The sequence below is a fragment of the Streptomyces coerulescens genome, assembly GCF_042657965.1.
Classification (GTDB): Bacteria; Actinomycetota; Actinomycetes; order Streptomycetales; family Streptomycetaceae; genus Streptomyces; species Streptomyces coerulescens.
In genome coordinates this window covers 58,794-85,752 of sequence record NZ_JBHSKM010000044.1, presented here as the reverse complement: position 1 = coordinate 85,752, position 26,959 = coordinate 58,794, and the positions used below count along the sequence as shown (strand labels likewise).

Sequence of the window (26,959 nt, the reverse complement as noted above, 5' to 3'; positions counted from 1 at the left end):
TGCCGTAGCCTCCTTGGCTATGTTCAAGTGGTGGCATGTGCTGGCGGATGACGAACGGCAGCAATGGACTCTGGATCCATTTGTGAGTGTGGGGCCGCTGACGTTCGGTGTGAGGCCCCATGAGGTATCGGAGGCACTGAGCGGTGTCACAACGGAAGCTCAGCGGCACAGGCTTAGCCGTCGTGTAAACGAGACTGTCGAGGTCGTTGAGGAGGGCGAGTACCGAGAGCTCGGTCTGACGCTCTACTACCGGGAGGAACGGCTGGCCGGCGTCGTGATCGATGCTCTGCGAGGGCCTCAGGTCTTCGTGGAGGGCGTGGCCTTGGTCGGCCAGGTCCCCTCCACTCTGGAGCAGTGGATGCTCGACCGCGCCGAAGCCCGCGAGCCGTATTCGGAGCTCTCATACATGGATGCGGGAGTCCCCGGGTCGGACTCACTGGGTGTCGTTCTGGATGTGCAGCGCGCAGGCGATCACCTCCTCACGCGGCCGGTGTTCGTCCCCCGTGAGGCCCTGGATGACCTCCCCCACTTCCTGCCCCGGGAAGCTTGGTCGCGATGCTGAGCACGCCTGCCAGGCAGACCGGGATGCCTCCGTGGCCGTTCCCGTGGATGCCAGCTGATCACGTCCGTAGCCACAGGCGGATCGAAACCACGGTTACGGTGCCGTGGAAGACGTAGGCGCGTTTGTCGTAGCGCGTAGCTACGGCCCGGGAATTCTTAAGCCGGTTGATCGTGCGCTCGACTTCATTGCGCCGCTTGTACAACTGCTTGTCGAACCCGGCGGGACGACCGCCGTTGCTGCGGCGACGTCGACGGTTGGCACGCTGGTCCCTCGGCTCAGGGATGGTGTGTTTGATCTGACGTCTGCGCAGGTAGTGCCGATTTCGGCGAGAGCTGTACGCCTTGTCGCCGCCGAGGTGGTCCGGACGTGTCCGGGGCGACCGCCATCAGGGCGCTTGATCCGGATGCGTTCCAGGACGGGTATCAACTGGGGGCTGTCACCCCACTGGCCTGGAGTGATCAGCAAGGCTAGCGGGCGACAGCCGCCTTCCCCAGCAAGATGGATCTTGCAGGTGAGGCCGCCGCGGGAACGGTCAAGTCCTTCGTCGGGTCGGTGCTGGCGAGGAGACGATCGCCCCTTCGGGATCCGTGGCGCTTCGTGTGGTGCCCCTGCCGCGTGCTGGTGAGCTCGGCACGAGGTCGAGTCCACGCTGACCATGCTCCAGTCGATTAGCCTCTCGGCGTCGGCCTCGGCATGGATGGCCTGCAGGATCCGGTCCCAGGTGCCGTCGGCCGACCAGCGGCGGTGGCGCTCATAGACCGTCTTCCAGCTTCCGAAGCGGGCTGGAAGATCCCGCCACGGGACGCCGGTGCGGGCACGGAACAGTATCCCGTTGATCACGGTCCGGTGATCCCGCCAGCGACCGCCCCGGCGGCCAGCCTTGGGTAAATGAAGCGCGAGTCGCGCCCACTCGTCATTGGTCAGATCGCCCCGCCCCATGGCCAGAACAATGCTCCAAGGGCGAGGCGGTCAAATGATCCGCCGGACAGGCCTTAGGGCTCGATCAGGCCGACGCGGATGGCGTATCGGGTGAGCTCCAGGCGGTCGCGCAGTCCGAGTTTCTGGAGCAGGTTGGCGCGGTGTCATTCGACCGTCTTGACGTTGATCACGAGGAGTAGGGCGATTTCCTTGGAGGAGTGGCCCTCGGCGACGAGTTTGAGTTTGAGGACTTCCTCTTCCCGTTCGGTGATGGGCCGGGTGGGAAGCCGGTCGTCGGCGCGGGTGTGGTCGAGGTAGGTGCGGATCAGGGCGGACTCGGCGCCCGGGTAGATGAAGGGTTCGTCGCGCAGAGCGGCCCGGCAGGCTTCCACGAGGTCGCGGTCGGCGACGGATTTCGGGACGTAGCCCGACGCTCCGGCCTTGAGCGCTTCGAAGAAGAACTGCTCGTTGTCGTACATCGTCAGCATCAAGGTACGCAGTTCGGGTCGGACACAGGAGAGCTCACGCGCGGCCTGCAGGCCGGTCTGGCGGGCCATGGCGATGTCGAGGATGGCCAACGATGTCGTTGCCGAGGGCTTGGGTCACGGCTTCCGCGCCGCCGGAGGCCTCGGCGACCACGATCAGGTCCGGTTCGGCATCGAGGATGAGGCGAACACCACGACGGACGAGGACGTGGTCGTCGGCGAGCAGGATGCGAGCCGGTGCGGTCATCGCGCGTTCTCCTGTGGGCGGGGGTCGGCTGTGCTGCCCGTCGCGTGCAGGCGGATGTCGGTTCCGCCCTGCGGACCCGGGCCGATGGTGAGGTCGGCTCCAGTGAGGAGGGCACGTTCACGCATGCCGCTGATGCAGGCGCCTTCGGGCGCTGCCCCGCTGCCCTGGCCATCGTCACGGACCAGCAGGCTCCCACCGCCGTCGGGACGGGGCGCCGGTGGACTTCGACGCGCGTGGCGCGGTCGTGGCGTGCGGTGTTGGTGAGTCCCTCCTGGGCGATGCGGTAGAGCACGAGCTCGGTGGCGGAGTCGAGGGGCGGCAGGCCCGGCGTGATGTGGGTCGTCGCACTCAGACGGGACGTCGTGAACTCGGTCGTCAGGGCCCGCAGGGCACTGTGCGGACCCAGTTCCTCCAGCACACCCGGACGCAGCCGGCGGGCGATGCGGCGAATCTCGTCCAGACCGGCGCGGGTGGTCTCCTGCGCCTGGTGGAGATCGGCCCGCACGGCCTGCGGTGCGCGGTCGGCCGCGTGCTTGAGCTGGAGCAGGACGGCGGTGAGGGTCTGGCCCACCTCGTCATGCAGCTCCTGCGCGAGGCGGTGGCGCTCGGCCTCCTGCGTGGACAGAGCTCTGCCGGAGCTTGTGGCCCGTTCGGACTGCAGTCGGGCGAGCATGGCGTTGAAGGTCCTCGTCAGTTCGGTGATCTCGCCGGGGCTGGTGACCGTCGCACGGCTGCCGGGTCTGAGGAGATCGGCGGTCGCCATGGCCCGGGTCAGGCGGGCCAGCGGTGCCAGTCCGATCCTCAGCAGGACGGCGTTCGCGATCAGCATCACCACCAGCCCGGCGAGCAGGACCAGCGCCTCGCCGAGCAGGACCGGCGTGGAGACGGTGACCGGCTCCAGGAGCAGCAGAATCGCGGCGACGAACACCGCCGCGTTGAGAAGGAAGATCCGCCAGTACAACGATCCAGGCTCCGCGTGGCGATCGTCGACTGGCTCCCGGTGAACGGCACCATCATCGAGGCAGGCACGGACTTCTACCGCCTCGCCAGTACCCGAGCCCGAGCCCGAGCCCAGGCGCTGGCCAAAGCTGGATGACCCGCAATCCAGCAGGTCACCAGGGGGCTGCTGAATTGTCAGGCACTGCAACGGGACGCAGCACCGTCAAAGAGTCTTCCTGGCGAGCCACCATCGCGAAGGAGAACCTGTCGACCTCCAGGCACAGATCGACATCGTCTTGATGCACTCCCTGGTATCCGCGTGAAGTCGGCGGCTGCCCGGGAAGTCCTCGCCCGGTTGAGATACGGGGCCGCCTGCACAGCGCAGCCCGCGACATGTCGGCCGATGTATTCGGCGCAGGCGAGGTCCTCAGCGGCCCGGCCGTCCTCGCCGGTGACAACGAACGTCACCGGACCTGAACCCCTGGTCTGAAGGAACCGCGCCGTCGCGCCGGCCACCACGAAGCTCGCGCACAGCACCAGGGGCGCGTTCGCCACGGCTAGCGCCCCCACCGTTCCTGCCGTCGTCTTCTGCACCACCGTGCGACCGGCCAGATCGGACGACCTGATCAGACCGGGTGAGTTGACCGCGTCGAAGCCTGGCGCCGGAGCACCGTCCTTGAGAGCCAGCCAGCCCAGACTGCCCCGCTTCAAGGCCAGTGCTTCCTCCTCCGACGCGGCCAGGACGATCCTCTCGACGCCACAAGAGAAGGCCCAGGCAGCGGGACGTCCCTCAACTCTGGGATGCCAACGAAGCGATGGTCCATCTCGCCATTCTCGCCGAGGCACCACCGCCCACCCCGAGGGGCGGCCCCCATCACCGCCGCGCGGCTGACGCGGAGTGATTATGCCAAGTAGTTGCAGCTGTCGGTGAGTTGCAGCAGCCCGGGTACGAAGATCACCGAATGCCGGAACTGTTCCACCGCAATGCCAAAGACTTCAGTGGTGGATTCACGGAAGGGACCGAAGTCCATGGCGTCGAACCGAGAGGCGTCGGTAGGCCTCGTCCGCCGCGTCGGCTGGGTGGCCGCGCGTACGTGGGCGGGTCATTGGCCACCGGCATGGCATTCTTGCTGCTCCAGGACTTGTTCCTAGACGAGGTGGCGACCCACTTCAGGCTCGACGGCACCGCCGACGGCTACAGCTCTCCGGCCGCTGCCCTTGGCCTCTACATGTTGATGTCCGTCATCGAGGCCGTCGGAACGATCGCCGCAGGCTTCTCAGCCCGATCGGCCCCACACCACCACAAGATCTCTGAGTATCTTCTCCGGGGTTTCCCGCGTGAAGGCGTGAGATAGGAGCGGGTGTCCCGGTGCGGGGCACGGTCCCGTGGAGGCCGATGTCATTCGGTCTGTGCTGCGGTAGTTCGTTCAGGCCCGGGGGCGCCGCGTTCGCCGAGCCAGCGGGCGAGTTTGCCGCGGCGGCCGACCGCGCGCAGCCGCCGCTCCGCGGCTTCGCGGGTGTGGGGCGTGGTGACCAGCAGAAGTTCGTCGCCAACGCGCAGCACGGTGTCGCGGTGGGGGACGAGGGTGGCGTCGTCGCGGACGATCAGGGTGATGACGGTCGGCGGCGGCAGGCGCAACTCGAAGACGGCGACGCCATGCAGCCGGGAGCCGGGTGGGATGGCGACGGTGAGCAGGTCGGCATCCAGTACTTCAAGGGGCGCGGTCTCGACCTGGATCTCACGCAGCGCGCCTGGGCGAGTCAGGCCCAGGCGGCGGGCGACGGTGGGCAGTGTGGGGCCCTGGATGAGGGTGAAGAGGACCACGAGGACGAACACGACGTTGAGTACGTCGCGGGCGCCGGTGACCCCCGCGACGATGGGAAAGGTGGCCAGCACGATCGGTACCGCGCCGCGCAGCCCGGCCCAGGAGATGAACGCCTGCTCGCGCCAGGGGATACGGAAGGGCAGTAGGCATGCCAGGACCGACACCGGTCGGGCAGCCAGCAGCAGGACCAGGCCCACGATGAGGGCCGGGAGAATCGCGGAGGGCAGTTCGCTGGGGTCGACGAGCAGGCCGAGCATGACGAACAGGCCGATCTGGGCGAGCCAGCCGGTGTTTTCGGCGAAGGAGCGGGTCGCTGCGCGGTGGGGCAGTTTCGCATTGCCCAGGACGAGGCCGGCGAGGTAGGCGGCGATGATGCCGCTGGCGTTGACGGCTCCTGCGGCGGCGAAGGCAATGATGCCGAAGCCGACTGTGGCCAGTGGGTACAGGCCGGTGGCGGGCAGCGCGATGTGGCGTAGGGCGGCGACGCCCAGTCGGCCGATCAGCACCCCCAGCGTCCCACCGACGGCGAGTTGGTAGAGCAGGTTGCCCAAGAGCGGTGCGGAGCCGGGCAGGTGGGTGGTGGAGAAGGCGAGGACGAGGATGATGGTGGGTGCGTCGTTGAAGCCGGATTCTGCCTCCACCAGACCGGTCAGTTTTGGGGCAGCGGCAGTGCGCGCAGGACGGCGAAGACAGCGGCGGCGTCGGTGGAGGAGACGATGGCGCCGAGCAGCAGTGCCAAGTGCCAGTCCATGCCCTGCAGCCAGTGCGCGCCGGCAGCGGTCACCACGACCGAGACGGCCACACCCGCGGTGGCGAGCACACTTGCGGGGGCCAACAAGCGCCGGATGTCGCTCCACTGAGTGGTCAGGCCGCCCTCGACGAGGATGACCCCCAGCGCGGCGGTGCCCAGCGCCTGGGCGAGCTGGGCGTCGTCGAATTCAAGACCGAGCTCGTCCTCGCCGGCGAGGACGCCGACCGCGAGGAACAGCAACAGGCTGGGCAGGCCGATGCGGTGGGCGGTGCGCGCGGCGGCGATGCTGGCCAGCAGCACCGTGCCGCCGATCAATCTGCACGAAGTGCAGGAGACCACCCGGGCCAGCCTCGACGAGATCCGCCGCATTGCCCGCCGTCTGCGCCCCGGTGTCCTCGAAGAACTCGGCCTGACCAGCGCCCTCAAATCTCTCTCCAGCGAGTTCACCAGCCCCTCCCTGTCCGTACGCCGGCACGTCGCGTCCGACCTGCCACCCCTGGGGACCAACACCGAGCTCGTCCTCTATCGCGTCGCGCAGGAAAGCCTGACCAACACCGCCCGCCACGCCGACGCGACCCGCGTCGACCTCACCCTGGAACACACCCCGGACGCCGTGGAGCTACGCGTACGCGACAACGGCCGCGGCATCGACGGCTCCACCGAGGGAGCCGGCATCCGTGGCATGCGTGAACGCGCCCTGCTCATCGGCGCCCATCTCACCCTCGGTCCCGCACCCGACGGCGGCACCCAGGTCCGCCTGACCGTCCCTACCCGCCACCGGAGCCACTGACCATGCCCGAGGTGTCCCCCACCCGCATCCTGCTGGCCGACGACCACCACCTGGTCCGCCGCGGAGTCCGCCTCATCCTCGACAGCGAACCCGACCTCGCCGTGGTCGCCGAAGCGGGAGACGGCGCCGAAGCCGTCCAAGCCGCCCGCGCACACGCGCCCGACCTCGCCGTCCTCGACATCTCCATGCCCCGCATGACCGGCCTCCAGGCCGCCCGCGAACTCTTCCGCACCCAGCCGGAACTGCACATCCTCATCCTGACGATGTACGACAACGAGCAGTACTTCTTCGAGGCCCTGGCCGCCGGCGCCTCCGGCTACGTCCTGAAGTCCGTCGCCGACCGTGACCTCGTCGAAGCCTGTCGTGCCACCATGCGCGACGAACCCTTCATCTACCCCGGTGCCGTCAACGCCCTCATCCGCAACTACCTCGACCGCCCCCAGGACGGACACGCGCCACCCGCACGGGCCATCACCGACCGCGAGGAAGAGATCCTCAAACTCGTCGCCGAAGGCCCACACCTCCCAGGAGATCGGCGAACTCCTCGTCATCAGCCCCAAGACCGTCGAACGCCACCGCGCCAACCTGCTCCAGAAACTCGGCCTCAAGGACCGCCTGGAACTCACCCGCTACGCCATCCGCGTCGGCCTCATCGAACCCTGACCACCCACCGGCGGCATGTTTCCGGGCTCTTGTGCGGTGAGTCGGGCAGTGGTCCCGTCGGCAGGGGCCGCGGGGCCTCGCGGGGTACGGATGGGGGCCCCGACGCCCTGACACGCCTCCCAGAGGACCAGTGCGGGCGATTGGTCCGACCGTGCAGGTGTGAGGGCGGCGGGGTGGGGCACTTGGAGGGCAAGCCGGGTGCAGGAGCGTTCCCCTGGGGACTGGCTCGGCTCAGGCTTCTCTGGTTCAGCCAACGTGCTGGGGGAGCCGCCCGACGGGGGCTACGAGAGGCTGCCTTGTTCGCAGACCAGGCGGGCGACCTCGCGGAGCTTGATGTTGTTCTCCTGAGAGTAGCGGCGCAGCACGTCGAAGGCCTGCTCCTCAGTGAGGTGACGGCTGCCCATGAGGATGCCCATGGCTTCGCCGATGAGGTGCCGGGTGGCGACGGCCCGTTCCATCTGGGCGTGGGTGCGGGCGCTGGAGAAGGCGACCGCCGCGTGGGAGGCCAGCAGCCAGCCGGCCAGCTCGCTGGCTTCGGTGAAGGCGCCGGGCTCGCGGGAGTAGAGGTTGAGAGCGCCGAGGTCTTCGTCGTCGGTGAAGAGCAGGAAGCCCATCATGCTGCCCACGCCGAGGGCGTGGGCCTGCGGGGCGTAGGCGGGCCAGCGCTGCTGCAAGCCGGTGAGGTCGGCGATGCGGAAGACGCGTTCACCTTCCGCGGTATGGGCTGCATCGAAACATGGACCTTCGCCGAGGCGCTGTTGCAGCTGGTCACTGTCGATGACCAGCTGGTGGGTGGGAGCAAGCGTTTCCACCTTGCTGTCGTGCAGCACGAGGATGCCGGCCGCGTCGCAGCCTTCCACCAACTCGGTGGCGGAAGCGGTGATCCGCTCCAGCGTGGCCGCCACCGAATCCTGCGCCAGAAGATCCCGCGCCATCGAGGCCATCTGCTGCGCGAACTGTCCCCAGTCCACTTCGTCCTCCGCTACTCATCCTGCCTGGGCAGGTCTTGTACCCCGCTCTCCACGCAAGCCGCGCGGTGACGTCGGCGGCCACACGCGGTTGGTGAGCCCTGCGCCGGCGAGGCCGAGCCAGGAGAGGGGCGAGCACCGCCGCCCTGGCTCCCGCCCGGATCAATCCGATCCGCGTGCCGACGCGACGGTGTTCACCGGCGACCGCGCAGGTTTACCGGTCAGCACGCGTACGACTTCCCCGGCGGCGAAGTCGCGCACTGTGCGCATTGCCTCCTCGGAGTAATACGCCGCATGGGGCGTAATGATCACATTGTCCAGGCCGAACAGGGCATTTACGGGTTTCCAATCGCGCTGTTTGGCCGGTTCCTCGGCGATGTCGTCCAGCCCGGCGCCGGCAATCCACCCTTCGCTCAGCGCCCGGTAGAGGGCCGCGTCATTGACGATGGGGCCGCGCGCGGTAGTGATGAGCACGGCGCCCGGCTTCATCCTCCGCAACTCGGCCTCTCCGATCAGGTCTTCTGTCTGTGGCGTGAGAGGCGCCTGGATCACCACGTAGTCCGCCTGCTCGATGAGTGCGTCGAACGACACCGGCGTAGCACCCTGAGCCACGATGTCCGCGTCCTGCATATACGGGTCATGCGCAAGGATGCTCATACCGAATCCGGCGGCCCGGACCGCGATCGCCCGGGCGATCGCGCCGAAGGACAGCAGACCCAGCGTGCTATCCCGCAGGCGATGCATCGGCGCACCGGACTGCCAGTGCCAGACCCCGGCCCGGGTGGCGTTGTCGTAGTCGCGTGGTTTTCGCGCCATGGCCAGCGTCAAGGCTATGGCGTGGTCGGCGACCTCGTTCTCGCACCGATCGTTGGGGACGTTCGTCACCAGGATGTCGCGGCGGCTGGCCGCGTCCACGTCCACGATGTCGACCCCTGTGCCGTAGCGGGCGATGACCCGGCAGTGTTCGAACGCGTCGATCGCTCTGGCACCCACGTGCGCGTACTGCGCGATGACCGCGTCGGCGCCCCGGGCGACGGCGATGACATCGTCCTCCGACTTGCATTGCGCCCCGATCAGCTCGAAGCCCGCGCCTTCGGTGATCGCCCGCTCGATCTCGATGTCGTCGAAGTCGTAGTCCGTGATGACCACCGTGCGTTTCCGGTTCTGCCGCATGTGTCTCTCCCTAGGTGATGGACGCACCATCCGAAGAGCCACGGGCCACCCTCGCGTACAGTGCCAGGATTCCCTTGTCGTGGCGCGGGGGCTGTGGAGTCCAGTGACGGCGGCGTTCGGCCAGCTCTGCCTCCACCTGATATTCGGGGAGGCGTCCTCCTTTCACGCCCACAATGGCCAGCCGGCGCTCGGGGATGTTGATTTCGATCAGATCGCCCTCCTCGATGAGGGCGATCGGGCCGCCTTCGATCGCCTCCGGTGCCACATGCCCGATGCAAGGGCCTTCCATGGCACCTGAGTAGCGTCCGTCGGTGACCAGGGCGGTGGTGGCGTTGAGCGTGCGGTCGTTCGAGATGATCGTCGAGGCGAAATACATCTCCGGCATGCCGTTGGCGCGCGGGCCTTCGTAGCGGATCACCACCACCTCACCGGGAGCCACTTCGCGTCTGGTGAGGGCGGCGATCGCGGGTGGCTCGAAATCGAAGACCCGTGCCGGACCGACGTGGACATGCATTTCCTCGGGGACGGAGAACGCCTTGACCATCGCGCCTTCAGGCGCCAAATTGCCTCGCAGCACGGCGACCCCGCCGTCGGCGGCGAACGGGTCCTGCCGCGGTCGGATGATCTCCTCTTTGGCGACATTGACGTTCTTCAGGTATCCGTACCGTTCGTCGAAGTACCGGCTGTTCTCGAGTTCCTCCAGGTTTTCGCCCAGCGTCCTGCCGGTGACGGTCAGACAGTCCAGGTGAAGCATGTCGCGCAGTTCCAGCATCACGGCCGGGACGCCACCCGCATACCAGAGGTATTCCACGGGGTACCGTCCGGTGGTCTTCACGTTGGCCAGCACCGGTACCTGACGATGAATGCGGTCGAAATCATCGATCGTGACCTCCATCTCCAGTTCCCTGGCGGCAGCCGGAAGATGGAGCAGCGCGTTGGTCGACCCGCCGATCGCGGCGTGCACGATGATGGCGTTCTCGAACGCCTCGCGCGTCAGGATGCGATCGGGGGTGATGCCGTCAGCGATCAACCTCAGGATCTGCTTGCCGGTCGCCCGGGCATAGCGCAGCAGCTTCGTGAGCGGGGCGGGGGCCAGCGCCGAGCCGGGCAGGGCAAGCCCCAGTGCTTCCATCAGCACCTGGCCGGTACTGGCACTGCCCATGAACTGGCAGGCCCCGCACGTCGGGCAGGCCCCGCGCTGCGCGGACTCAAGGTCCTCACGCGGCATCTCCCCCCCGCTCGACAGCAGTACCCATCGGCCACATCCGATTCGACGTCACGTAATCGGGCGCATTGAGCTGAGTACCGCCGGGCAGGTGAATGGCGGGCAGGCCACAGCGAGCAATGGCCACCAGATGCGCGGGGACCGACTTGTCGTTGCCGGAAATAAGGACCATGGCGTCGTGGGGGTGGCCCAGCGCATGGATTTCCACCATCGCCGCCATGATGTCGCGTGAGATGAGCGAATAGCTCATGCCCTCGGTGGCTTGGATGACGCCGTCGCAGATGTCGCTGACCGTGAAGACACCGGGTTTGCCGCCGGCTTCGAAGACGCCGTTGCTGACCTCCTCGATCAGCGGCCGAAAGTGGAACCTGCCGGGATGTCCCATGCCATACGCGCTCTCGACCAGCACCTGAGGCTTGCCCAGGTCTTCCTCGGTCCAGTTCATTCCCAGGCGCAGCGCGTCGCCCTGGTGGTTCACAAAGCGGAGGCGCTGACTGCGCAGCGGATCCTCAGGCACCGCCCAGCTCCCTTCGTGCCACGTGGTCACCGAACTCCCGCGGGCTCCAGGCGTCGCGAATCCACGGGATGTGGTGTGAGGGCAACGCCGTGAAAGCTGGCAATACCTGCATGGCGGCCGACCTGGGGCGGAGTCAGACCTCGTGAACCGTCTTCGAGCCGCTGCCCGTCACACCCCAGCCGCCAGTGGCACGGTACCGCTGGGGAGCGTCTCGTCGCAGCGTAGTGGGCTGATGTCGGCACTCGACGGCGCCCATGCGGAGATTCGCCTGATCGGCGTCATGACGAGTGGTCAGTCGAAGAGCGTCTGCTCGGCCCAGATGGTCTTCGCCGGAGCCGTGAAGCGAGTGCCCCACGCCTGTGCCAGCTGCGCGGTGATGAACAGACCGCGCCCGCCCTCGTCGACCGTGGCGGCGTGGCGCAGGTGCGGGACGGCCGAGCCGGCGTCCCGCATCTCGCAGGTCAGGGTGCGGTCGTGGATGAGGCGGAGTTCGAGTGGTGGGTTTCCGTATCGGATGGCATTGGTCACGAGTTCACTGACGATGAGCTGGGTGTCGTACGCGGTCTCGTCGTCGACGTTCCATGCGGCGAGTTGTCTTCGGGTGCGGCGCCGAGCGTCGGCAACGGCCGCCGGGTCCGGGTCGAGCGGCCAAGCGGCGAACCGGTCGGACGGGAAGGGCCGGGCACGCGCGACGATCACCGCGGCATCATGTACGCCCATGCCCGCCGGGAACGCGTAGACGAGGGCGTCGCAGAGGTCCTGCAGCGGACGGTCGGCGTAGGCGGCCGGCGCAGCCAGCGGACCGGGGGATTCGGCCAGATAGGACGTGAGGAGCGGATCGCTGGCGAAAACCAGGACGCTGCCGGCCGGTGCGTCGATCTCGACGGCTGCGAAGGGTGCGCCGTCCGAACTCCCCAGTCTCGGCCCGGCCGGTGCGGTGGCGGAGAGAGTTCCGTCCGGGCGCACGATGAGGGGGGCCAGGTGGCCGGCCGTCGCCATGGTGCACAGGCCGGTCAGGGGATCGTGGACCGCGTAGGCGCAGTCGGCTGTGAGTTCTTCGTGGCGCAGCGGATCGCCGAGCGGGAGATGAGCCCGTTCGGCGGCAAGCCGGTCCGCAGTGTCGTGCAGGCGGGCGAGCAGCTCGTCGGGTGTGAGCTCGAATGCGGACAAGGAACGTACGGCGGTGCGCAGCTGTCCCATGGCCGCGGCCGCGTTCAGACCGCGGCCGGACACCTTGCCGATGACGATGGCTGTCCGGGCACTGGCCAGGGCGGTGGTGTCGTACCAGGCGCCGGGATCGGCGCCGGTGAGGGAGAGGTATGCGGTCTCCAGCCACGCGTGCGCCTCCGGGCGGCGGGGCAGCAGTCGGCGTTGGACCGTGGCGGCGATCGTGTGCTCGTGTGTGTAGCGCCGCGCGTTGTCGATGCACAGTGCGGTGTGCGTGGCCAGTTCGACCGCGAGCGTGCGGTCGTTCTCGTCGAACGGCGGCGAGTGGTCCGTTCGATACAGGCTCACGATACCGAGAGCGGCATCGCGCAGTGTCAGGGGAACCACGAGGAGGGAATGGGCTCCCGACGACTGGATCGCCTCGGCCAGTGCGGGATCGGCGGGGAGCCAGGGAGTGGCCGTAGGCAGCCGTTCCACTCTGGGCTTCAAATCCGCCAGGGCCTGCGTGAAGGGGGTCGGGCCGGCAAGGCGGCGGACCTCTCCCACCGGGTGGGCCTGAGGTGGCCGTGGGCGGGCACTGCGGAAAGCGGTGCGCATGACGAGGGTGCCCGTGGGTAGCGGGGCCAGTGGTGGGTCGTCGCCGCGGATCACGGAGTCCACGACCTCCACAATCGCGATGTCGGCGAACGCGGGGACCAGCGTCGCGGCGAGTTCCTCGCCGGTCACGGCCGGATCCATGGTGCGTCCTACGTTCCCTCGCACGGCCTCGAGGAGTTTCGTGCGGGCGTGTGCTCGCTCCCGTTCGGTGACGTCGACCGCGGTGACCGCCACCCCGAGCACCTTCCCCTGCGGATCCTCCAGGCGCAGTGCGTTGACCTCGAAGGTCCGCTCCTGCGGCTCACCTTCTTCGACATGAACGCGTGCCATGTGTCGCAGAACGGGGATTCCGGTGTCGAGCACTTCTCGCAGGAGAGCTTCCGCGTCTTCGTCGACGAGCCGGTAGACGTCACGGACGCGGCGCCCCCGCAACTCGTGCGGGGATACATTCCGCATGAAAGGAGTGGCGGTGTTGACGCGCAAGACCCGCAGGTTCGTGTCAAAAAGGTGGAGCCCGATCGGTGACTGGGTGAACAGCGCCTCCAGCATCGCCGCAGCGGCCTCGTCGACCCGTCCGACGGGATCACTGTGCGCCACGGAGACCACCTCCGAGGTCCGGTACTGCACTCGCCCTGGGGCGCAGCCCGACCCCGCGTCCCAGCGTGCCTCCCGGCCGTCGGGACCGCACCTGCAGACGGCCGGTCGGAATCGGAGCGCGGCAATGGCACCCCTGGCCTCGGCATATCGCTGACGCGCTTGCCAACGGTGGCGCTCTGTTGCCAGGGCGGTGCCCAGGGCCTTGACGCCGCTGGTGTACGCCCTGCTCGTAGCGCTTGCGTCGACGGAGGGTGACCTGGGCTTCCGCACGGTCATGAGCAGGGAAGCGGGCTGGATTCCGTGTAACCGGTTCGTACGGATAGGCGGTGTGGCTCGGGGACTCGGAGCTGCCTGCGGTAGCGGGCAGCTCAGTGCAGGTCTCGACACTGGCCGTCACTGCCGGTCGTCGCCGGGTTCACGGCGACGACCGGACTCGGGGGCCTATCCCGGGCGGCGCCGGGACGGTGGGTCCTGGGGGTCGACGCCAGTCACCGCGGAGGCGTCCTTGGTGCCGCTGGGGCGCTGGGAGCGGCCCCGGCGTCCCTTGTCCCGCCGACCTTCCTCGTCCCCACCGGCGTACTCCTCGCCCCGCCTGGTGCTGCTCTTGGCCGTGTCGCCCGGTACGGACTTTGTCTCCTCCTTGGATTTCGTCCGGCCCGGCCCCTTTCCGCCGCCGTACTCGGCGGTGCGGAACGAGCGCTCGGCGCTCGGGTTGTCCTGCTGACGGGTCTCGTCCACGTCGGTGGCCCAGCCGTGCTGCCCGGTGCCCCGATGACGGCTCGGGCCCTGACCGTGGGGCGGCTCCGATGTGCCTGGTTTCTTCGCCATGGGATGACCTGCCTTCGACGAGAGGCGGTGCGGATGTGGGCATCCGCCCTTACTTGCACCTCGCCGTCGAGTGCCCGCGACTGTGGTCGATATGCCCGATATGGGAAATTCTCCCGGTGGGTGCTGTGAGTATGCGTCCGGCGCGCAGAAAGGCGGATGCGATCAAGGGCAAGGGCAGGGCAAGGTCCGGGCCAAGGTCAGCGCGATCAGCGCGATCGCGACCAGCGTCACTGCCACCGCCACCGCCGCCGTGATCTCGCCCTACTGCAACCCGGCGGCCCGGACTCAGGAGCCGTGGGCGCAGAGCCTGACGCGGCGTCGCTCAAGGTCGACTTCCGCAACGCGCACCGTGATCTGGTCGCCCTCCGTCAAGAACTGCTTCGGGCTTTCGACCGGCGAGTCCGTCATCTCGGAGACGTGCAGGAGTCCCACCACGCCGGGGTCGATCCGCACGAACACGCCGAACGGGACGATCTTCGTTACAGTCCCCTCGAAGACCTGACCCGTTTGATCGGCGGACCGTACTAGGGGGTCTTCCAGGAGAGCCTTCAAGGAGATGGTGACCTGGCCATCACGCGTCTCAGACGTGATCACCTCACCGGTGATCCGTTGGCCGACCTCGACCACATCTGAGGGATGATCGATCCAGGACCAGGTCAGGTCGGGCACGCGGATGAACCCGGTGCAGAGCCCGTCGGGCTCGCCATCGAGATGGACGAAGACTCCGAAGTTGTGAACGCCCGACACGGCCCCGGAGACGATCTGTCCAGGCTGAATGGCCAGCAGGAAAGCGCGTAGTTCTGGGTTCTCGCAGGCACGGGCCGAGAGATTGAGCTGTCCTCGCCAGCGTCCGATCTCCTCGGCTTCGATCTGCTGACCGACTTCGAATACCTCGGACGGGTGGTCGGCGCGGCGGATCGACACCTCGTGGCGGGGAATGCGGCCGACTTCGCAGCCCTCGTCGCCCGACTCCCCGAGGAGAACAAGAACGTCTGATCCGTCGAACCCCGCGATCGTCACCTTCCTCACGGGGCCCGGCCGGAGCTTGTCGATCAGAGACTGCAGACGAGGATCAGGGACGGACTCGGACATGGGCGGAGCATAACGTCCGCGTTCGGCGGTCTGCGGATGTCGAGAACGTGCCACCGGCTCCGTCCCAGGGACATCAGCGGCCACCGCCGGCCGCACGAGGACGAGGGAGAAACCAGCATGGCCATTCAGCGGATGGACAACGTCGGCATCGTCGTCGAGGACATGGATGCCGCCATCGCGTTCTTCGTGGAGCTAGGTATGGAACTGGAGGGCAGGACGGAGGTCGAGGGCCCCGTCGCCGACCAGTGCACCGGACTCGACGGCGTCCGATGTGACATCGCGATGGTCAGGACCCCGGACGGTCTCAGCCGGCTCGAGTTGGCGAAGTACCGCAGCCCGGCGGCGATCAGCGCCGGGCCGCGCAACCGGCCGCACAACATTCTGGGCACGCACCGCGTGATGTTCGCCGTCGACGACCTCGAGGACACCGTTGCGCGCCTCCGCCCTCACGGCGCCGAACTCGTCGGAGAGATCGCCCGGTTCGAGGACAGCTATCTGCTCTGCTACCTCCGCGGCCCGGAGGGCATCATCGTCGGACTGGCCGAGCAACTGAGCTGAGAAGGGGCAGCCGATCCAGACCCTTCGAAAACAGCACGCTCCATCCTCCCGCGATGACGACAAACTACAAGCCAGAGCCCACGAAAGTGGCATCGATTGTCTCGTGACTGCCCCAGCCACTGACCTTCAAAGCATGGTGTCGTGACGACTGACGGCTCGTGATCCCGACGGTCTGAGGTCACGCGGCTCGACAAAAGTCGCGGGGGAGAACCTCCTCGCCTGGTCTATGGGCCGTGCGCTATAAACGGGCTGGTGACATTGATCGTCGTGCGAACAGACGCACGTACGTGGCCTGATGAGCAGATGCAGGAGCTCTTCGGTGAGGGCTTCCCGGAGTTCATCACAGCCGATCGGCTGGCCAAGCAGTACATCGGCAGGATCAGGGAGTGGTTCGCCGACCTCAACCTCACGCTGGTGGACGAGCGCGGCGTGCCTGTCGCGACCGGCTGGGGTATACCGATCCGCTGGGATGGACGAACGGAGACACTCCCCACTGGTTACACCCAGGCCACCATCTGCGCCGTGGAGGGCCGAGAACAAGGCGTCCACCCCGACACCCTGGTGATCTGCGGGGCGATCGTCACCCCATCGCTCAAGGGACGCGGCCTGGCCGGGGAGATGCTCAAAGCACTACGTCAGCTCGCCGAGGACGCAGGGTGGCCACGTGTCATCGCACCGGTCCGCCCGACGCTGAAGGCCCGCTACCCACTGACGTCCATTGAGGCTTTCATGAGGTGGGCCCGCGAGGACGGTTTGGCACTCGACCCATGGATCCGGACGCACCAGCGTCTTGGCGCCCGTATCCTCGCGGCTGCTCCCGAGTCGCAAACCATGACCGGCACGATCGCCGAATGGGAGCGATGGACCGGCATGGTGTTCCCCGAAACGGGTGACTACGTCATCCCTGAAGGGCTGAGCTTGCTACGGCTCGACCGTTCCGCTGATCAGGGAACCTACGTAGAGCCCAATATCTGGATGCGGCACATCTGAGTAACCGCAGGTAGCTCCGGACTGCTGCCTTCAGGCGTGGTGTCCTCCTGGTGGAGCGGGATGAGTCCAGTGCCGGTGAGGCAGCCGTCGAGGACGTTATGGCGGTACTGGAGTTGGCGTATGCCGCGTCGGACTGCAGTGTTCAAGTCATCGGGGTTGGTGAAGGCACGGTTGGTCCCGGTGGTGCGTGACTTCGGGTGCGGCGGCTGTAGTGACAGCGGCGTGCGGCGGCCTGGTGACGGCGGCGCCACTAGGACCAGTTCAGATCTTCAGTGACGGTGTATCAACAGGACCGTGTCGCTCCGACCAGACTCGGAGCGGCACGGCCTGTCTGCCGCTCTCTCCAGGCTCAGTGGGTGACCGTGACGCTCGATCCCGTGTAGGGCTCGTCGGCGCCGACCTCGAGAGAGTAGTTGGTGGTCCGCGTGGTTCCCTGGACCGTGGCTGAACCGTCGATGGTGAGCGGTCCGTTCTCTTCGACCGTCCATCCGTCGGGCAGCTTGAATCCTTCGTGCATCGCACCGTGGAGCAGATCTATGACATCGCCCCTGTCCTTCCATTGCTTGGTGAAGCAGTTGTTGGAGCAGCTGGGGCCGGTTTTCTTGGATGTCCCACTGATCTCGTATGTTCCCGTGATTGCGGCGTGATAGTTGAGCACGCCTTGATACGTGCCTCGCGTGAAGGTCGCTCGCACCGTCTTCTGCGAGTGCGGCGGCACGCTTATGTTCGACGATGGGGCGGTGTACGTCGTCTGATGCGTCTGCGTGCAGCTCCGGGACTTGGTGACGGTCATGGTTCTGGCCGCCGTGCTTCCCACACCGACGTTCGCCGGGGCCACAGTCACATTGACGGTGGCGGTGTCGGATATGCCGACACCCACCTGCACGGTTTCGGAGTCGATGTAGGTACTGCTGAAAGCAGATGTGCTCAGGACTTGGGTGTCGTCCGATCCGTTGTGTAGCTGGTTGTTGCTGATGACCTCTGTGGACGCGCTCGTTTCGAGCTTGTCCATGTCCCATGAAGAGCTGAGATCACTGATCTTCATGTCTGAGGTGTCGACATCGACCTTGCGCGTGTTGTGGGCGGTTCGGCGGTGTTTGAGTCCCTTGTAGAGGTAGGCGTCCTTGATGAGATTGTCCAGGCTGGTGAAACCGGGGGGTAGTTGGTCAGGGTTGTACTTGGGGCCGGCAGGATCCGCCGGGTCGGGGCCGGTGTAGCCCTCCGCGCAATCTGGAGACGAGGGCATTCCGACTCCCTGAAGCGCTATGGCGGGTGTGGCCAGTGCGGCGAGGGAGAAACATGTCGCGATCGAACCGGTTACAACGATCGCTCGTCGTATTCTGTGGGTGTTGATGATGGCACCTCCCATAGTTCTGTGCTGGATATCAGTCCTGGATAGGAAAGAGGATGAGCCGGGGAAATTAATCTGCATGAAAATTGTCCCCACTGTGCCCCGGTCCAGAGATGATGAGTTGACGGCGCCGCAGAGGCACCCGCGCCCACCGCCTCCTATTCAAGGAGCCCTCGCCGCATGGCCTCGGCCACTGCGGCAGCCCGGTCCGACACCTGCAACTTCTCGTACATCCGCTGCGTATGTGTCTTCACGGTGCTCACTGCAAGAAACAACTCGGACGCGGTCTGCCGGATACTGAGGCCCCGGGAGAAAGCCTCCAGTACTTGACGTTCGCGTGCCGTCAGTATCGGTGACTCTTGTGGGCCGCGTATCCGGATCTCGTCAGCCAGCGCTCCGGTCAGTTCCGCCGCGATGACCACATGACCTGCGGCGACTTTGAGTACGGCGTCGACGATCTCCTGTCGGCGAGCATCCTTTGGTACATATCCCGCCGCTCCTTCCTGAACCGCCCGGAAGACGACGGAACTGTCCGCCGTGGCCGACAGGATGATCACCCGGGTGGGGATCGCGTCTCTGACGATGGAGTGCAGGACAGCAATTCCATCGAGGTCGGGCAATCGGTAGTCGATGAGGGCCACTCGGGGATGTCTCTTCCGAATCTCCTGCAGTGCCTGGCGTCCGGTGGATGCTTCCGCAACCACCTCCACCCGGCCACTGAGAGCCAGGCCGCGCACGATTCCCTCGCGGTACACCGGGTGGTCCTCGACGACGATCACGGAAACCCTCGATGCCTCATCCGCCATGTGACCCACCTCTCTTGCAGGGATCGCCTGTACTCAACTTGCGGGGAATGACCTGTCGGCGGACTTCGCGCGATCGGATCGTCTGCGTTGCACTGCCCTGCTCTTGCCACGATCACGGTCTGCGACCCGGATCGGTGTCCACTGATTGGCCGACAGAGGGGATGAATCCCGAGCGGTACATCGTTCCGATGGAGCAGAATTGGCGCTGGACATGATTGCGGGCGACACATGGGCCACAGCGGTGGTCGACAACTGCCCTGCGCTTACGTAAGGAAACGACACATGGGTGTCTACGGGATCGGTGACAGTGACGATCCGGACAGCCGACTGCGCCAGTCGTACTCAACTCCCTTGCCTGACCAGCCGGTAGAAGTCCGGTCCACCGCCTCGGCATCCACCGCCACGTCGCACTGGCACCGTGCCCTGCGCGTGCAGGCGCTTCTGCGGATTGTCGTCGCGCTGGCGTTGCACATAGAACTCACCGTCTACCCGCCGACCACCAATGTGGGACTCGCGAGGGCGATCGTCTGGAGTTATACGGCGTGGAGTGCCGCGCTTCTGGTCGCGCCACTGAGTAGACGACTGCTGATACGCGTGGCCTGGCTTCCACTCGCTGTCGACCTGGCCACGATCACCGTCTTGCTGGTCATCTGCGGCGACTTGGCCGACGACACCTGGTCCTCGCCCCTTGCCAGCAACCTGTTTCTGCTCATCCCACTCTTCGGTGCCCCCTTCCTGCCTCCCCGGACCACCGCCATCGGCGGTCTGCTCTCGGCACTGGCGTTCACCGGCATCATCGTTGTGCGCCGGGGCGCTGATCCTTACTGGGACAGGTCGTGGATCACCTCTGTGTTCATCCTGGTGATGACGGCCGCAGCCGTGCGGATCTCCGTTCTCCAGAAGTCGAGACTTCAGCTCATCGGCACGCTCCTTCAGCAGCGGTCCCGGCTCCTGAACGAGGTGATGTCCGCAGAGGAGCGGGAGCGCAACGAACTCGCGGAGACCTTGCACGACGGCGCCCTTCAGAACGTTCTCGCCGCCCGACACGAGATGGAGGAGGCCGTGGCCCAGAGCGGGGACACGGCGCTGGACAACGCCGACGAACTGCTGGCCCAGGTGACGGCTCAACTTCGTCGTCTGGTCAAGGACCTGCACTCGGAGGTGTTGCAGTCATCAGGACTCGCCGGCGGTCTCGACACGCTCGGCGAACAGATCGCCTCCCGCAGTGGACTGAAGGTGACGGTCCTGTGCGGGCTCGACAGTGCCGGCCCCGCCGATCGCCTGCTCTACTCCGCTGCCCGTGAACTGCTCACCAACGTGGTGAAGCACGCCCACGCACGCCATGCCTGGGTGGCCCTGACGCCGGTCGGGCCGAGGAGGGTGGAGCTGTGCGTGGCCGACGACGGAGCGGGGATGGAGCCTGCAGACCTCGAGAGGAGGGCCGCGGAGGGCCATATCGGTCTGATCTCCCAGCGCATGCGGATCGAGGGCGCCAACGGCACGTTCACCGTTGGCCCCAACCACCCCCACGGCACCTGTGTCCGCATCACCTTGCCGATCGCCTCGACCGAACGAGGCTAGACCTGGTCGAATCCTGCGTCACCAACGGATCATGACGTGTCGTGGTTCCGTGTAGTGGTCAAGGCTGGCGGTCGACATGTCCTTGCCGTAACCGGACTGTTTGAAGCCGCCGTGCGGCATCTCCGAGGCGCTGCTGATGTGGTCGTTCACCCACACCGCGCCGAACCGCAGATTCGCCGTGGCACTCAGCGCCCGGCCGACATCGGCGGTCCACACACTGGCCGCCAGTCCGTAGGGAGTGTCCGCCGCCATGGCCAGCGCCTCCTCGTCGGAACTCGCCCGCTGCACGGTCACCACCGGACCGAAGACCTCCCGTTGGACGATCTCGGAGGACTGGGTCGGACCCGCCACGACAGTGGGCAGGTAGTAGAAGCCGGGAAGATCAGGGGCGCCCCCTCCAGTGACGATCCGTGCCCCCACATGCCTGGCCCGCTCGACCAGGCGGGCGACCCGTTCCCGGTGCGCGGCGCTGATCAGAGGCCCGAGTTCGGTGCTCGGTTCGTCGGTCGGACCGGTCGTCACGGACGCCGCCACCTCGGCGAGAGCCTCCAGCACCTGATCGTGTACCCGGGGCGTGGCTATCACCCGGCACGCGGCGGTGCAGTCCTGGCCGGCGTTGCCGTACGCCGTCACGCGCAGGTTCTCGGCGAGCGCGGTCACGTCCGCGTCGTCGAAGACCACCACCGGCGCCTTGCCGCCCAGTTCCAGATGCAGTCGCTTCAGAGTGGGAGCAGCGGCCGCCGCCACCCGCCGACCCGTTTCCACCGAGCCGGTCAGCGACACCATGTCCACGCCGGGATGGGAGATGAGGGTGTTTCCCACCGAGCCGTCGCCGGTCACGACGTTGAGTACGCCCGGAGGAAGCACGTCGTGGGCGAGCCGGGCCAGCCACAGTGTCGACAGCGGTGTGAGTTCGGACGGCTTGAGCACCACAGTGCAGCCGGCGGCCAGGGCGGGGCCCAGTTTCCAGACCGCCATCATCAGCGGGTAGTTCCAGGGCGCCACGGCCCCGACCACGCCGACAGGTTCGCGGCGCAGAAAGGAGGTCGCCTCGGACACGTACTCCCCGGCGGCCTGCGCCGTCAGGACACGGGCGGCGCCCGCGAGGAACCGCAGGTTGTCGATGGCGTAGTCGATCTCGCCGGGAGTGGCCGCGATCGGCTTGCCGGCGTTTCGGGACTCCAGCCAGATGAACGTCTCGATGTCCTGCTCCAAGGCGTCTGCCAGGCTCAGCAGCGCGGCAGCCCGTTCGGCGGGTGTGACCGCGCGCCAGCCGGTGAATGCCCGCTGGGCCGAGGCCACCGCGAGATCGAGCGAACCGGGCGTGGTGCGAGGAACCGAAGCGATCGGTTCCCCGGTCGACGGGTCAAGGGCCGCGTCCAGGACGTTGGCGGTGCGGGTGCCCGCGTTCCCGGGACGCAACTGGCCGTCGATCAGGGCGTCCACGGAGATCAGGGGGTCGTTGGCCCGGGCAGTCACGAGTTGACCCCCGCGTCGGCACGGCGCAGGTCGGCGGCGAGCCGCTCGAGGTTGCTCAGGAAACCGAGCACGTCCTGTTCGGTGTGCTGGACCGAGACGGTCCACTGCTCGCATTTGCCCCAGGGCGGCAGGAACACCTGGTTGTTGAGCTGGTAGAGCCAATGGGCATGACCCCACTGGTCGGGGTAGGCCACGAAGTCACGGTAGTTGTCGAGCCGATCCGTGAAGATGACGGCGCCCTTGGCCCCGTAGCCGCGCACCTGGCCGGGCAGCTGGTAGCGCCGCTGGATCCTCTGTACGCCCGCCACCATGATGCCGCGCAGCGTCGCGAAGTGTTTGTATGCCGCGGCGTCGAGCACGTCCTCCAGCACGGCGCGGGCGGCCGCCATGGTCAGGGGGTTGCCGTTGAAGGTGCCGACCTGTTCGTAGATGCCGTCGCTGATGAGGTTCATCAGCTCCGGGACACCGCCTATGGCCCCGCACGGCAGGCCACCGCCGAGGGCTTTGGCCAGACATACCAGGTCAGGAGTGACTCCGAAGAGCTGCGTTGCGCCGCCGGGCGCCACGGCAAGTCCGGTCTTGACCTCGTCGAACGCGAGCCAGGCCCCGTGGGCGTGCAGCAGGTCGCTGAGTCCACGCAAGTACCCGTCAGGTGGGGCGATCAGACCGATGTTCATCATGATCGGCTCGATGATCATGCCCGCGATCTCGCCGCGGTGCTCATGCAGGGCCCGCTCGACCGCGCCGAGGTCGCCGTAGGGGACGACGACCGTGAGGCGGACCAGGTCCTGCGGTACGGCCGCCCCCGCGGCCGGCACGGATCTGGGACGTTGGGGGGTGCCGGCCTGCTCGGGGGAGGGGTAGACCGAGACCTGCACACTGTCGTGATGGCCGTGGTACGTGCCCTCGACCTTGATGATCTTGGGCCGTCCGGTGGCGACCCGCAGCAAGTGAACTGCGTCCATGGTCGATTCGGTGCCGGAGTTGTTGAAGCGCCACAACGGCAGGCCGAAGCGCTCGGCCAGTGCCCGCGCGACACTGATCGCGTCCTGGACCGGCTGCCCGAAGTGAGTACCCCGGCGTACCCGGGCGGACACCGCGTCCACGATCGCCGGGTGGGCATGTCCGACCAGCCCGACACCGAATCCGCCGTGCAGGTCGACGTACTCGGTGCCGTCGGCGTCCACGAGCCGGGAGCCGGCGCCGTGATCGACCCACACCGTGCCCGGGATCGTTGCCTGCCAGCTGGAGGCGACGCCGCCGGACAGTACGTCCGCGCCTTGTGCGCGCAACCTCTGAGAGGCGCCAGTGCGTGCCATGAAGGCCGCTTCCGCGGCGAGGATCAGCTCGTCGAGTCGTGCCAGGTCGTCGTCGTGAGTTGGGCGGGGAGATGGGATCCGGAGGTTGGCGTCCATGAAGGGGTCATCCATTTCCGCCGAGCCGGATGGCTCGGCGCTGAGGGATGCCGTCGTCCGGGGAGTGCACCGGCGACAGCGGATCGGCGGGCCACGGTGCGGGGGCTGTCCTGAACCGGCGAACTTGTGTACAGCCCTTGTGGCGAATGAGCTACGTCGACAGACTAACTGGACGACCAGTCAATCTGGCAAGCACTTGAACCACTCGAGGGCCGTCCGGGGGAGGGATCGACGTACTCAAGGCCCGAGAGTCACAGCGCAGGAGGTTCCATGACTTTCCACCCTCGTGAACGCACCGCCGACACCGGTCGCCGCGCCATGTTGCGCGGTGCGGGGCTGCTGGCCCTAGGTGCGTTCGGCATCCCCGCCTGCGGTGGCCCGGACAAGAACAGCCCCGGCACTTCCGTTTCTCTGGCGAGACCCGACCATCCCGTCACCCTGCCGACTTTCGCCGGCCTGGAGCCGGTGAAGGACGGACTCCGTCCGGAGTCCGGCACCCTCAAGGTGCTGAACTACGCCGACTACGTGTCACCCGAGGTCGTCCGGAGGTTCGGCAAGGACTACGGGGTCACGGTGGAGATCACGACCTTCAACACCATGACCGAAGCCCTGAGCAAGCTGCGGTCGGGCAGCGCCGACTACGACGTGGTCTTCCCGACCCCCGACATCATCAGCCGAGCCGTCGCCGGCCGGTTGGTGCAGCCACTGAACCATTCCTACCTGGGGAACCTGAAGAACGCCCTGCCCGCGCTCCAGGACCCGTTCTACGACCAGGGGTCGCGCTACACCGTTCCCTACAACGTGTACAGCACCGGGATCGGATACCGCACCGACCGGATCTCCCAACTTCCCGCCGATCCCTACGACCTGTTCTGGGACAGCTCCCACCGCGGCAAGGTCTACGTCATCGACGACTACCGCGAGGCGCTGGGCATGGTGATGCTCCGCGACGGGCAGGCCGACGTCAACACCGACGACGCGGCCACCATCCAGGCCGCCGCGGACGGTCTCAGCGACATGCTCCGCGCCGTTCGCGTGAAGGTGGGCAACCAAGCGTCCCAGTTCATCACCGACGGCACGGCGACCGTGCACCAGGCGTGGAACGGCGACATGATCGCCTCCCCGAGCTACCTGCCCAAGGGCGTCTCCGCCGACGTCATCGGCTACTGGTACCCCGGCGGCGCCCAGGGCGTGGTGGGCAGCGACACGATGGCGATACCCGCGTCGGCCCGGCACCCGGTGCTCGCCCACCACTTCCTCAACTACCTCCTCGACACCGAGGTGGCGTTGCGGAACATGGAATGGATCGGGTACCAGCCCGCCCAGAAGGCGTTCACTCCGCGACGCATGGTCGCCGAGGGCCTGGTACCGGAGCATCTGAGGTCGGCCATCGTCACCGCCGAGGACTTCGAGAAGGGCCAGCAGCTCCTCGTACTGACTCCGCCGGGTGAGTCGCGATGGCAGGACGCATGGGCGACGTTCAAGGCGGGCGCGTGACCAGCGTCGAGGAGCACGGAACCGTGGAACCGGCCACCGCCGCCCCCGATGCCCCGGGCAGCGACCCGAACGGCAAGCGGCGCGAGGCGGACCGGGACGGGCTCTGGCGCGTCTTGGCCTTCCCCGGCATCGCGTGGACCCTCGTCTTCTTCGCGGTGCCGTTCTACGCGATCGTCTGTGTGGCCTTCGGGGCGACGGACCCGCTGTTCGGGGAGCCCGTACCGTCCTGGAACCCACTGCGCTGGCAGTTCACGACCTTTCACGAGGTGCTCGTACGCAGCATGGGCGGGGATCTGACGGCGGTGTTCGTCCGCACACTGGTCTACGTGGGCGCCGCACTCGCGCTGTGCACGCTGGTCGGCTACCCGGTCGCCTACTACGTCGCCCGCCTCGCCGGCCGTCGCCGCGGGCTGCTGCTTGGTCTGATCCTCGCCCCGTGGTGGATCAACTACCTCACCCGGATGATGGCGTGGCTCGCCCTGCTCCAGGACGAGGGATACGTCAACCGGGCCCTGGAGGCCATCGGAGTGATCGGCGCTCCGGTGCAGTGGCTGTCCGGCAATCCGTACACCGTGATCGTCGCACTGGCCTACGGCTACCTTCCGTTCTACATCGTGCCCCTGTTCGCCACGCTCGACCAGATCGACCCGCGGCTCATCGAGGCATCCCGCGATCTGGGGATGGGAACCGCCCGCACTTTCTGGCGGGTGACGCTGCCGCTGAGCCGTGCCGGCCTGCTCACCGCATCGGTGATCACCGCGCTGCCCATGCTCGGCGACTACTACACCAACACCCTGGTGTCCGGCTCGCCGGAGACCACCATGATCGGCAATCAGATCGACCTGTACCTGCTGGGCGGACCGCAGAAGCATCTCGGTGCGGCGCTGGTGCTGGTGCTGTCACTGCTGCTCATGGTCCTCATGGCCTACTACCTGCGCACCAGTCGCCGCGAGACCCAGGAGGCGTCGTGACCACCCCTCGTTCATCCGTGGCGGGCGACGCGGATCCCGGCATCCGCCCTGCCGGCCGCCCGCTTCCCGCCGCGAAGGTCCGACGCCGGCGCCCGGTGGTGTTGGCGTCGATCACCTGGGGCTATGTCGTGTGGTCGTTGCTGCCTGTCCTGATCACCGTGCAGTTCTCCTTCAACGCGGGGCGCTCCCGCAGTGTCTGGCAGGGCTTTTCACTGCGCTGGTACGTCTCCGACCGGACCGCCTCGGTCCTGCACGACGCCTCCTTGCGCCTGGCTCTGACCAACAGCCTGCGGCTGGCTCTGCTGACGACGCTGGTGACCACGCCGATCGGCATCGCTCTCGGCCTGGGGCTCACGCGGTGGAAAGGCCGCGGCAGCGGTCTGGCCAACGGCCTCATGCTGCTCCCGCTGGCCACGCCGGAGATCATCATGGGCAGCGCCCTCTACCTGGTCTTCAGCAACCTCTATGGCTTCATTCCGCTCGGGCCGACCGCGCAGTTGCTCGGCCATGTCACGTTCTCCATCGCCTATGTCCTCGTGATCGTCAGAGGACGGCTGGCCTCCACAGGCCGTCACCTGGAGGCCGCGGCCCGCGACTTGGGCGCCACGCCACTTCAGGCCCTGCGCACGGTGCTGCTGCCACAGCTGACACCCGCCGTCATCGGCTCCGCCCTGGTCGTCTTCGCGGCATCCATGGACGACTTCGTCATCAGCCACTTCCTGTCCTCGGACGCTTCCTCCACCACCGTTCCGATCAAGCTCTACAGCGCAGTACGGACCTCGCCCACCCCCGCGCTCAATGCTCTGGCCGCGTTGCTGCTCGCCGCGTCAAGCCTGGCGCTGTTGCTGGCCTGGCTGGTACTGCGGCGCCGGCAGGACGGCGCGTCACTGCGCGCGCTCACCCTGCCGTAGACGACAGGGCCGTTCAGGGCGGGCCGCCCCGGTGGGGCGGCCCGCCCTGAACGGC

At 67.2% G+C, this 26,959-nt stretch carries 20 protein-coding genes and 7 pseudogenes; 11 read left to right on the top strand and 16 right to left on the bottom strand.

Annotated features, from left to right (window positions below; all coding sequences use genetic code 11):
- The first annotated feature begins 13 nt into the window (after positions 1–13).
- Positions 14–562, top strand: a complete 549-nt coding sequence (locus tag ACFPQ9_RS37800) for a hypothetical protein (RefSeq protein WP_380863490.1) — start codon at positions 14–16, stop codon at positions 560–562.
- 58 nt (positions 563–620) lie between these two features.
- On the opposite strand, the gene ACFPQ9_RS37795 is transcribed toward ACFPQ9_RS37800, so the two are convergent.
- From ACFPQ9_RS37795 to ACFPQ9_RS44725, 3 genes and pseudogenes are all read right to left on the bottom strand, one after another.
- A protein-coding gene (locus tag ACFPQ9_RS37795) for an IS5 family transposase (RefSeq protein ID WP_380863488.1) occupies positions 621–1,501 on the bottom strand; the annotation gives its coding sequence in 2 pieces (ribosomal slippage) (positions 621–940 and positions 940–1,501; 882 coding nt in all).
- 53 nt (positions 1,502–1,554) lie between these two features.
- A pseudogene (locus ACFPQ9_RS37790) lies at positions 1,555–2,212 on the bottom strand (response regulator).
- Positions 2,213–2,684: 472 nt separating this feature from the next.
- Positions 2,685–2,975 (bottom strand): annotated as a pseudogene (locus ACFPQ9_RS44725) (HAMP domain-containing protein); the annotation flags it as partial.
- A gap of 204 nt (positions 2,976–3,179) precedes the next feature.
- Here ACFPQ9_RS44725 and ACFPQ9_RS37780 point away from each other — a divergent pair.
- Positions 3,180–3,308, top strand: a pseudogene (locus ACFPQ9_RS37780) (IS21-like element helper ATPase IstB); the annotation flags it as partial.
- A 16-nt stretch (positions 3,309–3,324) separates the two neighbouring features.
- Here the strand turns inward: ACFPQ9_RS37780 and ACFPQ9_RS37775 are convergent.
- Positions 3,325–3,975 (bottom strand): annotated as a pseudogene (locus tag ACFPQ9_RS37775) (2-phosphosulfolactate phosphatase).
- A 138-nt stretch (positions 3,976–4,113) separates the two neighbouring features.
- On the opposite strand from ACFPQ9_RS37775, the gene ACFPQ9_RS37770 reads away from it, so the two are divergent.
- Positions 4,114–4,506 carry a hypothetical protein gene (locus tag ACFPQ9_RS37770; RefSeq protein WP_380863486.1) on the top strand — a complete coding sequence of 131 codons (393 nt, stop codon included), beginning with the start codon at positions 4,114–4,116 and terminating at the stop codon, positions 4,504–4,506.
- 44 nt (positions 4,507–4,550) lie between these two features.
- Here ACFPQ9_RS37770 and ACFPQ9_RS37765 read toward each other — a convergent pair.
- Positions 4,551–6,097: pseudogene (locus ACFPQ9_RS37765) on the bottom strand (potassium/proton antiporter).
- Here ACFPQ9_RS37765 and ACFPQ9_RS37760 point away from each other — a divergent pair.
- Positions 6,045–6,518 (top strand): annotated as a pseudogene (locus tag ACFPQ9_RS37760) (sensor histidine kinase); the annotation flags it as partial. The pseudogenes ACFPQ9_RS37765 and ACFPQ9_RS37760 sit on opposite strands and share 53 nt — an antisense overlap.
- A gap of 2 nt (positions 6,519–6,520) precedes the next feature.
- Positions 6,521–7,181, top strand: a pseudogene (locus tag ACFPQ9_RS37755) (response regulator).
- 281 nt (positions 7,182–7,462) lie between these two features.
- Here ACFPQ9_RS37755 and ACFPQ9_RS37750 read toward each other — a convergent pair.
- The 7 genes from ACFPQ9_RS37750 to ACFPQ9_RS37720 all read right to left on the bottom strand — a co-directional run bounded on the left by ACFPQ9_RS37750 (position 7,463) and on the right by ACFPQ9_RS37720 (position 15,345).
- On the bottom strand, positions 7,463–8,152 hold the full coding sequence (locus ACFPQ9_RS37750) for a GAF and ANTAR domain-containing protein (RefSeq protein WP_380863485.1): 690 nt from the start codon (positions 8,150–8,152) through the stop codon (positions 7,463–7,465).
- Positions 8,153–8,311: 159 nt separating this feature from the next.
- Positions 8,312–9,322: a C-terminal binding protein gene (locus ACFPQ9_RS37745; RefSeq protein ID WP_380863484.1), complete on the bottom strand. Its 1,011-nt coding sequence runs from the start codon at positions 9,320–9,322 to the stop codon at positions 8,312–8,314.
- 10 nt (positions 9,323–9,332) lie between these two features.
- The gene (locus ACFPQ9_RS37740; protein ID WP_380863483.1) at positions 9,333–10,550 is read right to left on the bottom strand and encodes a dihydroxy-acid dehydratase domain-containing protein; all 1,218 of its coding nucleotides are present in this window, start codon (positions 10,548–10,550) and stop codon (positions 9,333–9,335) included.
- The gene (locus tag ACFPQ9_RS37735; protein ID WP_380863482.1) at positions 10,540–11,064 is read right to left on the bottom strand and encodes a dihydroxy-acid dehydratase domain-containing protein; all 525 of its coding nucleotides are present in this window, start codon (positions 11,062–11,064) and stop codon (positions 10,540–10,542) included. The genes ACFPQ9_RS37740 and ACFPQ9_RS37735 overlap by 11 nt, the downstream gene beginning before the upstream one ends.
- A 291-nt stretch (positions 11,065–11,355) precedes the next feature.
- On the bottom strand, positions 11,356–13,425 hold the full coding sequence (locus ACFPQ9_RS37730) for a SpoIIE family protein phosphatase (protein ID WP_380863481.1): 2,070 nt from the start codon (positions 13,423–13,425) through the stop codon (positions 11,356–11,358).
- A 441-nt stretch (positions 13,426–13,866) separates the two neighbouring features.
- The gene (locus ACFPQ9_RS37725; protein WP_380863480.1) at positions 13,867–14,253 is read right to left on the bottom strand and encodes a hypothetical protein; all 387 of its coding nucleotides are present in this window, start codon (positions 14,251–14,253) and stop codon (positions 13,867–13,869) included.
- Between the two features lie 285 nt (positions 14,254–14,538).
- Positions 14,539–15,345: a S1 RNA-binding domain-containing protein gene (locus ACFPQ9_RS37720; RefSeq protein WP_380863479.1), complete on the bottom strand. Its 807-nt coding sequence runs from the start codon at positions 15,343–15,345 to the stop codon at positions 14,539–14,541.
- A gap of 117 nt (positions 15,346–15,462) precedes the next feature.
- Here ACFPQ9_RS37720 and ACFPQ9_RS37715 point away from each other — a divergent pair, with 117 nt between their 5' ends.
- Both ACFPQ9_RS37715 and ACFPQ9_RS37710 read left to right on the top strand, forming a co-directional pair.
- Positions 15,463–15,903 (top strand): VOC family protein, encoded by a 441-nt coding sequence (locus ACFPQ9_RS37715; protein ID WP_380863477.1) that lies wholly within the window; start codon positions 15,463–15,465, stop codon positions 15,901–15,903.
- A 252-nt stretch (positions 15,904–16,155) separates the two neighbouring features.
- Positions 16,156–16,893, top strand: coding sequence for a GNAT family N-acetyltransferase (locus tag ACFPQ9_RS37710; RefSeq protein WP_380863475.1), 738 nt, complete (start codon positions 16,156–16,158; stop codon positions 16,891–16,893).
- A 349-nt stretch (positions 16,894–17,242) separates the two neighbouring features.
- Here the strand turns inward: ACFPQ9_RS37710 and ACFPQ9_RS37700 are convergent, their stop codons facing one another.
- Both ACFPQ9_RS37700 and ACFPQ9_RS37695 read right to left on the bottom strand, forming a co-directional pair.
- A complete protein-coding gene (locus ACFPQ9_RS37700) occupies positions 17,243–18,325 on the bottom strand; it encodes an ETX/MTX2 family pore-forming toxin (RefSeq protein WP_380863473.1) in 1,083 nt (360 codons plus the stop codon).
- Between the two features lie 77 nt (positions 18,326–18,402).
- The gene (locus ACFPQ9_RS37695; RefSeq protein ID WP_380863471.1) at positions 18,403–19,050 is read right to left on the bottom strand and encodes a response regulator transcription factor; all 648 of its coding nucleotides are present in this window, start codon (positions 19,048–19,050) and stop codon (positions 18,403–18,405) included.
- A gap of 282 nt (positions 19,051–19,332) precedes the next feature.
- Here ACFPQ9_RS37695 and ACFPQ9_RS37690 point away from each other — a divergent pair, with 282 nt between their 5' ends.
- Positions 19,333–20,631 carry a sensor histidine kinase gene (locus ACFPQ9_RS37690; protein WP_380863469.1) on the top strand — a complete coding sequence of 433 codons (1,299 nt, stop codon included), beginning with the start codon at positions 19,333–19,335 and terminating at the stop codon, positions 20,629–20,631.
- Positions 20,632–20,649: 18 nt separating this feature from the next.
- Here the strand turns inward: ACFPQ9_RS37690 and ACFPQ9_RS37685 are convergent, their stop codons facing one another.
- Both ACFPQ9_RS37685 and ACFPQ9_RS37680 read right to left on the bottom strand, forming a co-directional pair.
- Entirely contained in the window at positions 20,650–22,110 is a 1,461-nt protein-coding gene (locus ACFPQ9_RS37685) for an aminobutyraldehyde dehydrogenase (RefSeq protein ID WP_380863467.1), read from the bottom strand.
- Positions 22,107–23,525 (bottom strand): aspartate aminotransferase family protein, encoded by a 1,419-nt coding sequence (locus ACFPQ9_RS37680; protein ID WP_380863465.1) that lies wholly within the window; start codon positions 23,523–23,525, stop codon positions 22,107–22,109. Before ACFPQ9_RS37680 ends, ACFPQ9_RS37685 begins: the two co-directional genes overlap by 4 nt.
- A 270-nt stretch (positions 23,526–23,795) precedes the next feature.
- Here ACFPQ9_RS37680 and ACFPQ9_RS37675 point away from each other — a divergent pair, with 270 nt between their 5' ends.
- From ACFPQ9_RS37675 to ACFPQ9_RS37665, 3 genes are read left to right on the top strand one after another with little or no spacing between them, the layout of a single operon-like run.
- Positions 23,796–25,022, top strand: coding sequence for a polyamine ABC transporter substrate-binding protein (locus tag ACFPQ9_RS37675; RefSeq protein ID WP_380863463.1), 1,227 nt, complete (start codon positions 23,796–23,798; stop codon positions 25,020–25,022).
- Positions 25,019–25,993 carry an ABC transporter permease gene (locus tag ACFPQ9_RS37670; protein WP_380863460.1) on the top strand — a complete coding sequence of 325 codons (975 nt, stop codon included), beginning with the start codon at positions 25,019–25,021 and terminating at the stop codon, positions 25,991–25,993. Before ACFPQ9_RS37675 ends, ACFPQ9_RS37670 begins: the two co-directional genes overlap by 4 nt.
- Entirely contained in the window at positions 25,990–26,904 is a 915-nt protein-coding gene (locus ACFPQ9_RS37665; protein WP_380863458.1) for an ABC transporter permease, read from the top strand. The genes ACFPQ9_RS37670 and ACFPQ9_RS37665 overlap by 4 nt, the downstream gene beginning before the upstream one ends.
- The last annotated feature ends 55 nt before the right edge of the window (positions 26,905–26,959 follow it).

What these genes read in the sequence shown, in the direction of transcription:
- ACFPQ9_RS37770 (WP_380863486.1), top strand. Translation starts at nt 4,114, where the DNA reads ATGCCGGAACTGTTCCACCGCAATGCCAAAGACTTCAGTGGTGGATTC.
- ACFPQ9_RS37745 (WP_380863484.1), bottom strand. Translation starts at nt 9,322, where the DNA reads ATGCGGCAGAACCGGAAACGCACGGTGGTCATCACGGACTACGACTTC.
- ACFPQ9_RS37740 (WP_380863483.1), bottom strand. Translation starts at nt 10,550, where the DNA reads ATGCCGCGTGAGGACCTTGAGTCCGCGCAGCGCGGGGCCTGCCCGACG.
- ACFPQ9_RS37725 (WP_380863480.1), bottom strand. Translation starts at nt 14,253, where the DNA reads ATGGCGAAGAAACCAGGCACATCGGAGCCGCCCCACGGTCAGGGCCCG.
- ACFPQ9_RS37720 (WP_380863479.1), bottom strand. Translation starts at nt 15,345, where the DNA reads ATGTCCGAGTCCGTCCCTGATCCTCGTCTGCAGTCTCTGATCGACAAG.
- ACFPQ9_RS37715 (WP_380863477.1), top strand. Translation starts at nt 15,463, where the DNA reads ATGGCCATTCAGCGGATGGACAACGTCGGCATCGTCGTCGAGGACATG.
- ACFPQ9_RS37700 (WP_380863473.1), bottom strand. Translation starts at nt 18,325, where the DNA reads ATGCAGATTAATTTCCCCGGCTCATCCTCTTTCCTATCCAGGACTGAT.
- ACFPQ9_RS37695 (WP_380863471.1), bottom strand. Translation starts at nt 19,050, where the DNA reads ATGGCGGATGAGGCATCGAGGGTTTCCGTGATCGTCGTCGAGGACCAC.
- ACFPQ9_RS37690 (WP_380863469.1), top strand. Translation starts at nt 19,333, where the DNA reads ATGGGTGTCTACGGGATCGGTGACAGTGACGATCCGGACAGCCGACTG.
- ACFPQ9_RS37680 (WP_380863465.1), bottom strand. Translation starts at nt 23,525, where the DNA reads ATGGACGCCAACCTCCGGATCCCATCTCCCCGCCCAACTCACGACGAC.
- ACFPQ9_RS37675 (WP_380863463.1), top strand. Translation starts at nt 23,796, where the DNA reads ATGACTTTCCACCCTCGTGAACGCACCGCCGACACCGGTCGCCGCGCC.